We start from the raw sequence: 13489 nt of genomic DNA, 5'->3' as shown, positions 1-13489 counted from the left end.
TCTAATACCTCAATTAAGCATTCTAGAAATGAAAATACAACGACTTTTTATCATTATTTTACTTACCTCAATATTATCAGGGTGTTCGACCTCTAATAAAGGCATTACTCACACAGACAATTATTCATGGTTTCCGTTTTCGTGGTATTCTGCAAAAATATCAGGAAAGACATTTGATAAAGTAGCGATGCTTGTTCCCGTTAAGGTAAATGATTTGAATGCCAACTTCACAGTGCAGTTTGATTTAGGAAGTGATGCAACACTTATTTATGGAAATACCATAAGCAGTTATTACAAGGAAAATGAAATGAAAAATTTCATTTTACAAGATTCTAAATCTACTGATGATGGAGGAAAAATAGGATATGCTACGAAAGGACTTGTCTATCATTTTGGGAGATTATCCAGGGATAAATTAATATATAAAGATAATTATGGGGATAAAATTCCCCGGGACTCATTATTTACTAAAAACCCTAAACACATAGGGAGTTTGGGTGCTCATATTTTTTATAATAAAGTATTGATTATAGATTATCCGAATAAAAAAATGTGCCTTCTGGATTCGTTGGATAACCACTGGAAAAACATCACAACCTTTGTCGATGTTAGATCTAAAAATGGAAGACTTCATATTCCATTGACTATTGATAAAAAAACATACTGGTTTTTGTTTGATACAGGAGCAAGCTTATTTCCTATCAACATCAGCAAAGACTTGTGGAATTCATTAGTTGATAAATCAGCGAAAACAGATACTATTCTCGCCAACTCCTGGGGAGAAAAAGTTAAATTCTACGGATGCCCCATTAAAGAAAAAGTTTATTTGGGGAAAAAGAAGTTAGAGAGCAATTATGCCTGGTATAATGAAAATAAAAGACTTCAGGAATTTAATAAAACTGAGCAAATAAATGGTTTAACTGGAAATGCTTTTTTGTTAATGATATTGTAGTCTTAGACTTTAAAAATAACAAATTTGGAGTGGTTAATTAGGGCAATAGAAGTTATCATATAGCCAAGCAGCCTTTAGCAATGATCTTTTAAAATATAGCAATCTTTGTTTTTTAGCTAGGCGTTATGTATTATAATTCTGTTCATTAAAAAAATACTATTTCCCTTGTATCAGAATTAATTGATTTATATTAAATTTGACTGGTAAGAACCATTTTTATCTTCTATTCATATTTACTATGCTTTTAAAAAAACTTTTTCCACTTATCCTGATGGGAAGCCTTGTTCCTAATCTAATTATAGCGCAACATATTTATCCTCCCCAAGTTCAGAAATGGAATGCGGACGAATTGGGAGATCAGCGTGCAGTTTTGCGTTGGGATGCATCGACGAAACAAGCTAAAGCCACTGTTCCATGGAGGAATATCAATATAAAACCGGATCAGAAGCTGATCATTATTGATAGTCTTACTCAAAAACAGTATGAGCCAGACGCTTATCTGAATATCAATGAGGAGGAAGGATCATTCATTTTTACACCAGTGTCAGGAAAGGGAATCTATTATGTTTATTTTCTTCCTTACCAATTGGATAAACGAACCAATTACCCTACGGCAACTTACTTGAAAAGAACAGATAAATCTGTGTCTAAAGACGTCGGGGCTTCATTAGCGAGCGTATTAAGAATTGAATCAGTAGACGACTTCAACAGCAATGAACCAATGGAAATGATCGCTACCCAAAAAGAGATCGATCAGTACAAGAAGAAGCACGAGAATAAAATTTATCTTGTTTTTCCAGAGGTTAGAGATAGACCAATTAAGACGAATAGAATTCCTCGACATTGGATAGACGATAAAAAAAACGTGTCAGTTTTTCAGGGTCAGGCAGAAAGAGGAGAGTTTTACGCTTTTCAAATCGGTGTTTTACCAGTAAAAACAGACCTTAAAAATGTGAAGATTACAGCATCTTCACTGAAAAACCTTTTTGGAGCGACAATAGAATCCAAATATTTCAATTGTATCAATACAGATGGTATAGACTATAAGGGAGAGAAACTTGAGCTAACTGTAAATGTTAAACAAGATAATTTACAAGCCTTTTGGTGCGGTTTTGATATTCCAGAAAATACTTCTCCGGGAACCTACAAAGGAACGGTAACGATCCAACCCGAAAATGCAGAAGCTCAGATTGTAAAATTTATTTTGAGCGTAGGAGGAAATCCTGTTAACAAAGGCTTTGATGAGCCCTGGAAGATGACCCGTTTGCCATGGCTTAATTCAACATTGGCACAGGCAAATACAGTAATAAAACCATATACACCTTTACAACTCAAAGGGCAGGAAATTTCATTGTTGGGAAGAAAAGTAATACTGGATGCATCTGGATTTCCAAAACAGATTCAAACCTTTTTCACTCCTGAGATGACTTCGATCGGTAAAAATGCCAATTCCATATTGAATGAACCTATACATTTTGTAGTGACAGGTCCGAAAGCAAATTCAGAAAAGTGGAAGACGTCTGGAATTCAGTTTACCGGAAAAGAAGAAGGAAAGATTTCCTGGACAAGCATAAACACCTCAGAAAATTTGAAAATGCAGGTTGAAGGTTCCATTGAATTTGACGGATTTATGGACTATAGCGTGAAGATCACGGCATTGAACGATATACAGCTTCAGGATATTGCCATGGAGATTCCTTTTGCAAAAGATAAGGCCACCTATATGATGGGCTTAGGCCAAAAAGGAGGATACAGACCAGAAAGTTTAGATTGGAAATGGGACGTGGCCAAGAAAAACCAGGATGGAGCATGGATAGGAAATGTAAACGCTGGGATACAATTTTCTCTACGTGATCAAAATTATTCAAGACCACTTAATACCAATTTTTACCTGCAAAAGCCTTTGATTCTTCCTTCTTCATGGGGTAATGACAATAAAGGCGGAGTAAACATCAGGGAAGAGAGAGGTGAGATTTTAGTTAATAACTTTAGTGGTGCCCGCAGTATGAAAAAAGGAGATGAACTGTACTATAATTTTCATTTGCTTATTACACCATTTCATCCGATCAATACTGAAGAACAGTGGAATAACCGTTTCTACCATGCCTATAAGCCTGTTGACACAGTAAAGGCAAGTGGTGCTAATGTGATCAATATACATCATGGTAATGAGATCAATCCTTACATTAATTATCCTTTTGTGGCAACTAAAGAAATGAAAGATTATATTACCAAAGCCCATGAAAAAGGACTGAAGGTAAAGATCTATAATACCATTCGTGAGGTATCTAACAGAATGTATGAGCTGTATCCAGTGAAAAGTCTGGGCCAGGAAGTTTTTTCTACTGGAAAAGGTGGTGGCTATTCGTGGTTGCAGGAGCATTTGCACGACAATTATATAGCAGCCTGGTATGTACCGGAATTTAAAGATGCTGCGATTATCAATAGTGGAATGAATCGTTGGCACAATTACTATGTAGAGGGAATGAACTGGCTGATCAATAATTTGGGAATTGATGGGATCTACCTTGATGATGTGGCTTTTGATAGAGTAACAATGAAAAGGATAAAAAGAGTAATGACGCAGGAAGGACATCCAGGTATAATAGACCTGCATTCTGCAAACCAATACAATGAAAAAGATGGTTTTAATAATAGTGCAAACCTCTATCTGGAACATTTTCCCTACATCAATCGTTTATGGTTTGGTGAATACTTTGATTATAACAGCAACAGTCCGGAATTTTTACTGACGGAAGTAAGTGGTATTCCTTATGGATTAATGGGAGAAATGTTACAGGATGATGGAAACCCTTGGCGAGGAATGTTGTATGGTATGACAAGTCGTCTGGGATGGTCAGAGAAGAGTAATCCAACCCATCTTTGGAAAGCCTGGGATGATTTTGGAATCAAAGGCTCGAGAATGATTGGCTATTGGGTCAATGATAACCCGGTTAAAACAAACAATCCTGCAGTACTGGCAACAGTTTACCAACAGGATAAGAAAGTCATGATCTCTTTAGCCAGTTGGGCTCCAGAGGATACCCGGGTAAATTGAAGATCGACTGGAAAAAACTGGGGCTTGATCCCAAAAACTTAAAAATGGGTACCCCTTCAATCAAAGATTTCCAGGAAGCAAAAGCTTTTGACTTAGATGAAGAAATCAGTATTGCTAAGAATAAAGGATGTTTATTAATTATTCAATAGGATAAATCAACTGTAGGAATAGAGGTAATCCGGTTTAGGAATTGATTTATTTTACCTAAATTTAGTAAAATTTATAAAAATGCAAGTAGATACAAGGACCTTAAATGTTCAGGATTATGATGGATTGGTGGAAACCATGAGACGGGCTTATCCTCAAATGTCGGAATATGTATGGTCCAAAAAGAGCATAGAAAAATTAACCAAAATATTTCCAAAGGGCCAGATCTGTATCACTGTAGATGGCAAACTCGCAGCAGTTGCACTTTCTATTATCGTTAATTATGATGAATTTGGAGATGATCATACTTACAGTGATATCACAGGAAATTATACTTTTAATACCCATTCATCTACTGGAAATGTACTTTATGGAATAGAAGTTTTTGTAGATCCTGAATACCGTGAATTACGATTAGGGAGAAGACTGTATGATGCCAGAAAAGAATTATGTGAACAACTGAATCTGAAATCTATTGTATTGGGTGGAAGAATACCCAACTATCATAGATACAGTGATAAGCTTTCAACAAGAGATTATATAAGAATGGTAAGGGATAAAGAGATCTATGATCCTGTTTTGTCATTTCAGCTTTCCAATAATTTCTTACCTATTAAAGTATTGAAGAAGTATCTTCCTGAAGATGAATCTTCAAAAGAAAATGCAGTTTTGCTGCAATGGAATAATATCTATTACAGCAAAAGTCCTAATACGATGCAGGACAGTATCATCCGATTGGGTCTTGTACAATGGCAAATGAGGCATTTTAAAAATATAGATGCCTTCTACGAACAGGTAGAATTTTTTGTAAATGTGATGGGAGATTACAAATCTGATTTTGTTCTTTTTCCAGAACTTTTCAATACCCCTTTATTGGCGCCATTCAATAAGCTATCTGAGAGAGATAGTATGATCGAATTAGCCAAACTGACCGATCAGATCAAGCAAAAAATTTCAGAACTAGCGATCAGTTATAATGTCAATATTATTTCGGGAAGTATGCCGGTTTTTGATCATGATCATAATGATCTCTATAATGTAAGTTATCTGATGCACCGTGATGGACGTATCGATGAATACCGTAAAATACATATCACGCCTAACGAAAGGAAGTACTATGGAATGAAAGGCGGAAATGAGATCAGAGTATTTGATACCGATTGTGGAAAAATAGGTCTTGTCATCTGTTATGATGTAGAGTTTCCGGAGCTTCCGCGAATTCTGGCTGATCAGGGAATGAAAATCCTGTTTGTGCCTTATCTGACAGATACTCAAAATGCCTATATGAGAGTCCGCCACTGTGCGGCTGCGAGAGCAATAGAAAATGAATGTTATGTAGCTATTGCAGGGTGTGTGGGAAATTTACCGGGAGTAAATAATATGGATATTCAGTTTGGGCAGGCTGCCGTATTTACACCTTCGGATTTTGCCTTTCCATCCAATGCCGTAAAAGGAGAAGCAACGCCTAATACGGAAATGACCTTAATTGTTGATGTGGATCTGAATTTATTAAAAGATCTCCACTATAACGGTTCCGTTCAGATTCTTAAAGACAGACGAAACGATCTCTATGAGACTTATCTTAAATAATAAAAAAGAAAAACAGAATGCCTAGCATTCTGTTTTTTTATAAAATGGTTTTTTTCCTATTTATATCTTATACTAACTGCGGGCAAACCACAGCAGGGCAGATCAATCTTGGACATCTTGGTCTTCCATCGGTAGGGCAGCACTGGTTTGAACAACCAACAATGATTCCACCTCCTGAAACATTTCTTAATTCTTCTCTGGATAATTTTTTACTTGGTAAATTTTTCATTTTGTAATCTTTTATGGGTTAGTATTAATTTGATTTGTACTCCATAAAGATAAAAAAAACTAGCAAATAACAAGAAAGGTGAAAAGTTTTTCTTAGATCGTTATTTTAAATTCTACATAGGAATAGTTTTTGGAGTAATTTGCGTTCACTATCCATACAATATGTTTGATAAACAACAACGAAAACTGAAAAGATCTGCCCGACTGATTTCTGTATTGAGTAAATACGGTTTTAAGGATATGCTGGCAAGAATGAATGGGAATAAGCAAGAGGAAGATGCTGGAAATTCTGATGAAATCATATCAAAAGGAACGGTTTACGAACGGATCAGATTGGTTTTGGAAGAATTGGGACCCACGTTTGTTAAATTAGGTCAGACATTCAGCAATAGAGAAGATTTACTTCCACCGGAACTGATTCAGGAATTACAGAGATTACAGGATAAGGTAGATACTGTAGACATGAATGTGAATGAAATCCTTGAAAATGAATTTAATATTTTAGTTAAAGATCACTTTCAGGAAGTTCAGGTTCAACCTTTGGCCACAGCTTCTATTGCTCAAGTGTACAAAGCTACGTTGTTAAATGGTTCTGAAGTGATCCTGAAAATTAAAAAAGCTGACGTACAGACCGTTATTGAAGATGATTTGCTTTTAATAAAAGACCTGGAAAAAATTGTTTCTTCATATTCAGAAATAGGAGAGAAACTTAACTTAAAACAAGCTATTTCCACTTTTGAAAAATCCTTACTGGAAGAAGTTTCGCTGATCAATGAGAAGGATAATATCCTACAGTTTGGCAGGAATTTTAAAAATAATAAAGAAACCTACGTTCCGAAAGTTTATGAAGAATTCTCCAACAATAATGTACTTTGTATGGAATTCATTGATGGAATCAAGGTGACGGATAAAGCTGAACTCTTAGCCCATAATATTGATCCTGTAAAAATTTCTGAAGTAGGGCTAAGGTTGTTTGTTGCACAGATTTTAGACTATGGCTTTTTTCATGCTGACCCACATGCCGGAAATATTTTAGTAAAAAAAGACGGTAAGGTTGTTTTTATAGATTTTGGAGCTGTTGGTCAAATTCAACCTAATGATAAAGAGATTCTTGAAGATCTTATTGTAAGTTTTGTGGCTAAAAATTCTCATAAAATTGTTCGATATCTAAAAAAAATGGCGATAAGCTATGAAATTCCTGATGAAAGAAGATTTGAAAATGATGTAAATGATATTCTCAATTTTGTTCACAGCTCATCCCTGCAGGAGATCAATGTTCAGATAATGATCAATAAGATGAAAGATATTCTTAAAGATAACCGACTGCATATGCCGGATTATTTTTATCTCTTGTTTAAAGGAATAAGCTTGATAGAAGGAGTGGGGCGAACTATTAATCCTGATCTGGATATTGTAAAAAGCCTTCATCCCTATACAAAGAAAATATTCTCAAAAAAAATCAGTCCAAAGAATATTCTAAAAGTGGGGATGGATAAAATGATGAATTTCACAGATAATGTTGACGAAATTCCCAAAGAGCTCCGTTCTGTTTTACAAAAATTGGATGAAAATAAATTTACCATTTCCAGTGAAATAAAAAATATTGATAAGACTAACCAGATTATTAAATCAAGTGCGGTTAATATGATTTTAGCACTGATCTTAGGAGCTAATATGATTGCAACAGCGATCGTTTTTGTTTCTGAAGCTCCACCCCGGATTGGGGAAATGTCACTGATAGCGATATTAGGTTTTATTTTTTCTGTTATATTAGTTTTAATAATTTTGCTTAGAATAACCAGAAAATAATCTAATGGTTTTTGAAATTTATTTAAGCTTAAAACAACAAAAAATAACCAGATGAAACTAATGATCTTAACCGCTTTTACTTTTTGGAGTTCTCTTTTATGGGCTCAAAAAGCAGAAGAAAAAGGAATGCAGGATGACTATGATGGAAATGGGACAAAAGAATATGCCTTCGTAAAAGTAAACGACTGCAGTGAAGAATGTGATGGAAAATGTGAAACAACGATCTTTTTTAGTGATAAAAAGATAAAACCTTTCACGATCTCACCAGCTAATGGAGTCACTTTATATAATCTTGGTGACTTAAATGATGATGGAAAAGATGATCTTGGGGCTTACCCGGATTGGTGCACAAGTTGTTGGCATCCTTTTTATGTATATACCTATGGGAAAACAGATTGGAAGCCTTTAGTAAAGCCTATTTCTACACATTGTTCACAATGGGAAGAAGATAAATTTCCCATTAAAAAAGATCCTAAAAAGAAAGGAAATGTGATCATTACTTCCAGCGAATGGAAGGATGACGATATTAAAATAATAAGTGAAAGTGTAAAAATTAATTAAATACCTATCTTTGCAAAATGGAAAAACTCACTTTTGCAGATTTTGACCTTCCGGTTAAAATTCTTGATGTTTTAGCAGATTTAGAATTATTCGAACCTACACCTATTCAGGAAAAGAGCTTGAGCCCAATACTTTCAGGAAGAGATGTTATGGGAATTGCTCAAACCGGAACCGGAAAAACATTAGCTTATCTTTTACCAGTCCTTAAGACTTGGAAATATAATAAAACAGGAAATCCAACAGTTTTGGTGTTGGTTCCTACAAGAGAATTGGTAGTTCAGGTAACGGAAATTGTTGAAAAGTTAACGGAAAACATTACTGCAAGAGTTATAGGGATTTATGGTGGCAAGAATATCAATACACAGAAACTTTTATTCAATAACGGATGTGACATTTTAATAGGTACACCTGGTAGAGTAATGGATCTGGCGATTGATAATGCTATATCTCTTAGAGAGGTTCAAAAGCTTATTATTGATGAATTTGATGAAATGCTTAACTTAGGTTTCAGACCTCAGTTAACACATATTTTCGAAATGATGAAGGCGAAGAGACAAAATATTCTATTCTCTGCTACCATGACGGAGGCTGTAGATGAAATGTTGGATCAATATTTCGCACATCCAATTGAAATTTCATTGGCAAAATCAGGAACTCCACTTGAAAAAATAGAACAGACGGGTTATAAAGTTGAAAACTTTAATACCAAGATCAATTTACTGGAACATTTACTGAAAAGTAATGCAGATATGTCCAAAGTGTTGATCTTCAATAACAATAAAAAGAATGCCGATTTATTGTTTGCTAAAATTAGTGAGCTTTTCCCTGAACAGTTTGATGTAATCCACTCCAACAAATCTCAGAATTACAGATTGAAAGCGATGAAACGTTTCGAGAATGAAGAGATTAGAGGACTGATCACCACCGATGTAATGGCGAGAGGATTAGATATTTCGAATATTACCCACGTTATCAATTTCGAAACACCTGAAGTACAGGAACAGTATATTCACAGAATTGGTAGAACAGGTAGAGCAGATAAGGATGGTAAAGCAATAACGTTCGTTACTAAGAAAGAAGAATCTTTAGTATTAGATATTGAGCTCTTGATGGATAAGGAATTGAAATTTATTGATTTCCCTGAAGAGGTAAAAATAAATCCTAAAAAGATTGCTTCTGAAGAGGAACAGATTGTAATGAAAAATCCAGCACAGGTAAAATTACATGAAGGTGGTGGAGCATTTCACGAGAAAAAAGATAAAAACAAAAAAGAAAACTGGGGTGGACCTTCTAAAAGAAAAGCACCAAAGAAATTTGGAGCCAACAGAGCCCAACAGAAAGCGATCTCAAAATCGAAAAAAAAGAAATAATAAAAGAGGCTCCCAATTTGGGAGCCTCTTTTATTTGTATGGTTTCTCGTTCCACTAACGTAAGAGGTTCTTCTTTATCATCGTTATTACATGAAACATTACTAAGTGAAAATTAATAAATTAAAAGTTGGCAATTTGAAAACTTCTTTAATCAAAACTGCATATTATTTTTTTTCAAGATTTCTTTAAATTTTTCAGTTTTGTTATTTTCTTTCATGTTTTTGTAAATAGATTGCATTACAGCTTCAGCATCTGTTCGATAGGGAGATTTTTGATTGCTATAAATCCTATAAGCTTTACAGATATAATCTAATGCTTTTTCATCATCTTTAATACCTGAAAAATACACCTGACCAATTCCGTAATAGACTTCAGGGTCTCCAGGGTATAATTTGTCTAAGGCTAAATAAGCATCAATTGCTTTTTGAAAATCTTTCTTGTATATATAAACCAGAGGAATATTTTGTAAAGGCATTTTTCCTTTAGGGTCTATTTCAAGAGATTTTTTATAGGCTTCAAGAGCTTTATCATATTCGTTAATTCGTCTGTAATTTATACCTAAATTATCCCAGGCATAAATGAATTTTGGATCTTTTTTTACAGCTTCTTCATTATTTCTAATAGCTTCTTTCCAATCTTCTTTTTTTGAAGCCTCTAATGCTTTAGAGTAGAATTCCAAGGCGATTGGATCTTTTGAAAGTCCTTCAGTTTTGGTTTCTGATACAGCGGTTGCCATTTTTACACTTTCACAATTTTGCATCAGATAACGTTCAAGTTCATTATAGCTTTCTGTATATTGTTGAGAGTTTTTACTTGTATCAAAGTTTAAATTTATTTGTTTTTTACCATTTACTTCTGGTGCTTTTTTTTCTAAAGTTTCTACGCTTCCTAATAGCAATCCTATTTGTAATGCTCCGGCATGTTTATCAATACAATCATGTACATCTTTTAAAATGTCTTTTTTACTGCGATTAAACAAACTAATTGAGTCAGTACATTTACATGCATTATCAGAAAGCTCTTGAATAAGTTTTTGTTTATCAAAACTTTTATCTTTTTGTCCAAAAATTACTGAAAAACTAAAAATAAGAATTAAAATGGTTATTTGTTTTTTTATCATTTTTTTAATTATTTCATATAAGGTCTAATCACATCTGCCCAGATTTTGTTTCCTTCGGGGGTCAAATGAAGCATATCTTCCAGGAAGAGATCTCTTCTGACATTTCCGTTTGCATCTTCCATTGCTTTTGTGATATCAATATATTCGGCGTTTTTTTCTTTTTTCATGAATGCAGCAATCTTTTTATTGGTTTCTTTCATTTGCGGCCAGAGGATCTTTCTGCTTGGTGAAAATTTTATTGAAATATAATCAATTTCTATATCCGGAAACCTTTCACGAACTTTCTTATAAAAAGTTTTATATCGCTCAACAACTACTTTTGCTTTGAGTTGATGATTGTCTGCAAAATCATTATCACCACAGTAAATGATGATTTGTTTTGGTTGATAAGGATCCAGAAGGTCAGTGGCAAAATCATTGAGATCTGTTAATCTTGAGCCACCAAATCCACGGTTGATGAGTGTTTTATCAGGAAAATAACTGGCAATATCTGTCCATCTGGTAAAAGATGAACTTCCAATTAGAAGAATAGCATCTTTGGGAGGTGGAGTTTCCTGATCTAATTTTTTGAAATTTTGTATGTCCTGCCAGAACACTGACTTTTCTTTCTGCGAAAAGAAAAGGGCAAATGACAGCAATAAGAATGCTGATAGAATCTTCTTCATTTTTTTAATAATTTTTAGTTAATTAAAAAACCTTCTCAAAAAAAACTCCCGAACTTTCGGGAGTGTGGTTTTTATCTTTTGTAAGTGGTGTAGCTTATATCTACCACCTGATCTCCATTTACATCAACATTGCCAAACAGCTGTTGTATTTTTAGCTCTGTACTGTTGAGTATAACAATTCTATACTTTCTTTCAGTATCGTTCTTATATGTTATATTTAAATCCTTACTTTCAGTATCATACGTAAAAGTTCCCTCACTTACTCCATTTTGCTGACAGTCAGCACCAACTCCTGCATAAGAGGTATACGATGTAAAATAGTCAGTTCTGAAAACTGTTACATTTTTAGTACTACACCCTGTTGGAACGTCGGAAGCAAGTACAGTTTTATTGTCTTTTCCGGAGATAATTTCTGTTTTACTCGTCTTCCATTCTCCCTTCATCATATCCAATTCGTAGGCTTGATTATTATCATCTTCACAAGAGGTAAGCGCTAACGCTGAAAAGGCAAATAAAAGTAGTTGTTTTTTCATTTTCACAAATTTAAGAATATGCTAAAATATAAATAAATTTGAAATATTTGTAATGAAATTAAGGTTTTTTAAACGAATGTTTATAAATAAAATAATTTTATATGATAAGCTGGAAGCAACAAGTGTTTAGAATTTAAAGATTTGAAAATTCAAATGCTTTAAGAACCCAAAAATAAAACAACTTGTAACTTCCAGCCCTAAGCTTTATTAATAGCTCATTTCTACGATTTTATACGCATCCTGAGGAGTCAGTTTTTTATACTCTCCCAGACCAAGCCAGTTTCTTTCGGTGAATGCTTTTTCTACTCTTTCAGCAGTTCCTTTATATTCTTCGGTGTATTCTGAAAGTTTAGTCTGGATATCCAAACTATGGAAAAATTCTTCCATTTTTTTTATTCCAGCTTCAGCCTTTTCTTCTGTGCTTCCTTCCTTAATTCCCCAAACTCTCTCGGCGTATTGTGCCAGTTTTCCTTTTTTTGAATCAAAATTATAGCGATAATGAGAAGGGGCAATGATAGCAAGTGTTCTAGCATGATCAATTCCGTAATAAGCCGTTAATTCGTGCCCCATTGCATGAACTGCCCAGTCTGTAATAACACCTTTTTGGATCAATCCGTTAAGAGCCATAGTACAACACCACATAAAGTTTCCGGCTGCATCATAATCAAAATTATCAGCCATTACTTTTGGAGCGGTTTCCTGTAAACTGATCAGGATGCTTTCTGCAATTCTTTCCTGTAAATCTGCAGAAGATGGAGCAGTCATATATTGCTCTAAAACGTGAGTATAAGCATCTGTAATTCCGTTTACGATCTGTCTTTTAGGAATAGACCGTACGACTTCAGGGTCTAAAACTGAAAATTGAGGAAAAAGTCCGGGACCACCGGAAGATAATTTTTCATTTGTTTCTCTTCTCGAAATTACATATCCTGAATTCATTTCCGAACCGGTCGCCGGAAGCGTTAAAATGCTTCCGAAAGGCATTCCTTCTCCTTCAAATGTTCTTACAGGTTTTTTTAGAATTTCCCAAGGTTCACCATTGTAATTTGCAGCTGCAGAAAGAAATTTAGCTCCATCAATTACAGAACCTCCGCCGACAGCTAATAGAAATGTTATTTTGTTTTCTTTAATAACATCTAGTGCATTAATTAAAACTTCATACTCCGGATTGGCAGGAATTCCACCGAACTCATAAACCTGATGATCTTTCAAGACTTCTTTTACCTGGTCGTAAACACCATTGCTTTTGATGCTTCCACCACCATAGAGCATTAATATTTTAGCATCTGCGGGAATTTCTTTTGAAATTTTAGTTATTTCACCCTTCCCGAAAAGTATTTTTGTTGGATTTTTAAACTCGAAATTTAGCATTATTGTAAATTTATTTTAATTCAAATTTACGGAATGCAATATGAAAATTGAGTTAACGAAGTTTTAAAATTAATATGATTATTTT

General features: G+C 34.3%; 10 protein-coding genes and 1 pseudogene. 6 read left to right on the top strand and 5 right to left on the bottom strand.

The features are described from left to right. Positions 1-28: 28 nt before the first annotated feature. The 3 genes and pseudogenes from J7E44_RS21300 (at position 29) to J7E44_RS21290 (ending at position 5747) form a co-directional block, all read left to right on the top strand. Entirely contained in the window at positions 29-952 is a 924-nt protein-coding gene (locus J7E44_RS21300; RefSeq protein ID WP_214833433.1) for a pepsin/retropepsin-like aspartic protease family protein, read from the top strand. Between the two features lie 238 nt (positions 953-1190). After that, a pseudogene (locus J7E44_RS21295) lies at positions 1191-4159 on the top strand (glycoside hydrolase domain-containing protein). A gap of 79 nt (positions 4160-4238) precedes the next feature. Then, positions 4239-5747, top strand: coding sequence for a carbon-nitrogen hydrolase family protein (locus tag J7E44_RS21290; protein WP_214833431.1), 1509 nt, complete (start codon positions 4239-4241; stop codon positions 5745-5747). Between the two features lie 67 nt (positions 5748-5814). Here the strand turns inward: J7E44_RS21290 and J7E44_RS21285 are convergent, their stop codons facing one another. Then, the gene (locus J7E44_RS21285) at positions 5815-5976 is read right to left on the bottom strand and encodes a hypothetical protein (protein WP_214833428.1); all 162 of its coding nucleotides are present in this window, start codon (positions 5974-5976) and stop codon (positions 5815-5817) included. A 161-nt stretch (positions 5977-6137) separates the two neighbouring features. Here J7E44_RS21285 and J7E44_RS21280 point away from each other — a divergent pair, with 161 nt between their 5' ends. From J7E44_RS21280 to J7E44_RS21270, 3 genes are read left to right on the top strand one after another with little or no spacing between them, the layout of a single operon-like run. Continuing rightward, a complete protein-coding gene (locus J7E44_RS21280; protein WP_214833425.1) occupies positions 6138-7784 on the top strand; it encodes an ABC1 kinase family protein in 1647 nt (548 codons plus the stop codon). Between the two features lie 51 nt (positions 7785-7835). After that, positions 7836-8345 (top strand): hypothetical protein, encoded by a 510-nt coding sequence (locus J7E44_RS21275; RefSeq protein WP_214833422.1) that lies wholly within the window; start codon positions 7836-7838, stop codon positions 8343-8345. A 17-nt stretch (positions 8346-8362) separates the two neighbouring features. After that, positions 8363-9715 carry a DEAD/DEAH box helicase gene (locus J7E44_RS21270; protein ID WP_214833420.1) on the top strand — a complete coding sequence of 451 codons (1353 nt, stop codon included), beginning with the start codon at positions 8363-8365 and terminating at the stop codon, positions 9713-9715. A 151-nt stretch (positions 9716-9866) separates the two neighbouring features. Here J7E44_RS21270 and J7E44_RS21265 read toward each other — a convergent pair whose 3' ends face one another. From J7E44_RS21265 to J7E44_RS21250, 4 genes are all read right to left on the bottom strand, one after another. Beyond that, complete coding sequence (locus J7E44_RS21265) at positions 9867-10835, bottom strand: tetratricopeptide repeat protein (RefSeq protein ID WP_214833417.1); 969 nt, start codon at positions 10833-10835, stop codon at positions 9867-9869. Positions 10836-10843: 8 nt separating this feature from the next. Further along, on the bottom strand, positions 10844-11500 hold the full coding sequence (locus tag J7E44_RS21260) for a GDSL-type esterase/lipase family protein (RefSeq protein ID WP_214833414.1): 657 nt from the start codon (positions 11498-11500) through the stop codon (positions 10844-10846). 71 nt (positions 11501-11571) lie between these two features. Further along, entirely contained in the window at positions 11572-12033 is a 462-nt protein-coding gene (locus J7E44_RS21255) for a lipocalin-like domain-containing protein (protein WP_214833411.1), read from the bottom strand. Positions 12034-12240: 207 nt separating this feature from the next. Continuing rightward, positions 12241-13404, bottom strand: a complete 1164-nt coding sequence (locus tag J7E44_RS21250; protein WP_214833408.1) for an iron-containing alcohol dehydrogenase — start codon at positions 13402-13404, stop codon at positions 12241-12243. Positions 13405-13489 lie beyond the last annotated feature (85 nt).

This window comes from Chryseobacterium sp. ISL-6, assembly GCF_018613715.1.
Classification (GTDB): Bacteria; Bacteroidota; Bacteroidia; order Flavobacteriales; family Weeksellaceae; genus Chryseobacterium; species Chryseobacterium paludis.
The sequence above is the reverse complement of the archived record's forward strand: the minus strand, read 5'-3'. Positions and strand labels throughout refer to the sequence as shown.

Bases quoted from the DNA above. Each gene is read 5' to 3' on its own strand.
- J7E44_RS21275 (WP_214833422.1), top strand. From the start codon at position 7,836: ATGAAACTAATGATCTTAACCGCTTTTACTTTTTGGAGTTCTCTTTTA.
- J7E44_RS21260 (WP_214833414.1), bottom strand. From the start codon at position 11,500: ATGAAGAAGATTCTATCAGCATTCTTATTGCTGTCATTTGCCCTTTTC.
- J7E44_RS21290 (WP_214833431.1), top strand. From the start codon at position 4,239: ATGCAAGTAGATACAAGGACCTTAAATGTTCAGGATTATGATGGATTG.
- J7E44_RS21255 (WP_214833411.1), bottom strand. From the start codon at position 12,033: ATGAAAAAACAACTACTTTTATTTGCCTTTTCAGCGTTAGCGCTTACC.
- J7E44_RS21280 (WP_214833425.1), top strand. From the start codon at position 6,138: ATGTTTGATAAACAACAACGAAAACTGAAAAGATCTGCCCGACTGATT.
- J7E44_RS21265 (WP_214833417.1), bottom strand. From the start codon at position 10,835: ATGATAAAAAAACAAATAACCATTTTAATTCTTATTTTTAGTTTTTCA.
- J7E44_RS21300 (WP_214833433.1), top strand. From the start codon at position 29: ATGAAAATACAACGACTTTTTATCATTATTTTACTTACCTCAATATTA.
- J7E44_RS21270 (WP_214833420.1), top strand. From the start codon at position 8,363: ATGGAAAAACTCACTTTTGCAGATTTTGACCTTCCGGTTAAAATTCTT.
- J7E44_RS21250 (WP_214833408.1), bottom strand. From the start codon at position 13,404: ATGCTAAATTTCGAGTTTAAAAATCCAACAAAAATACTTTTCGGGAAG.
- J7E44_RS21285 (WP_214833428.1), bottom strand. From the start codon at position 5,976: ATGAAAAATTTACCAAGTAAAAAATTATCCAGAGAAGAATTAAGAAAT.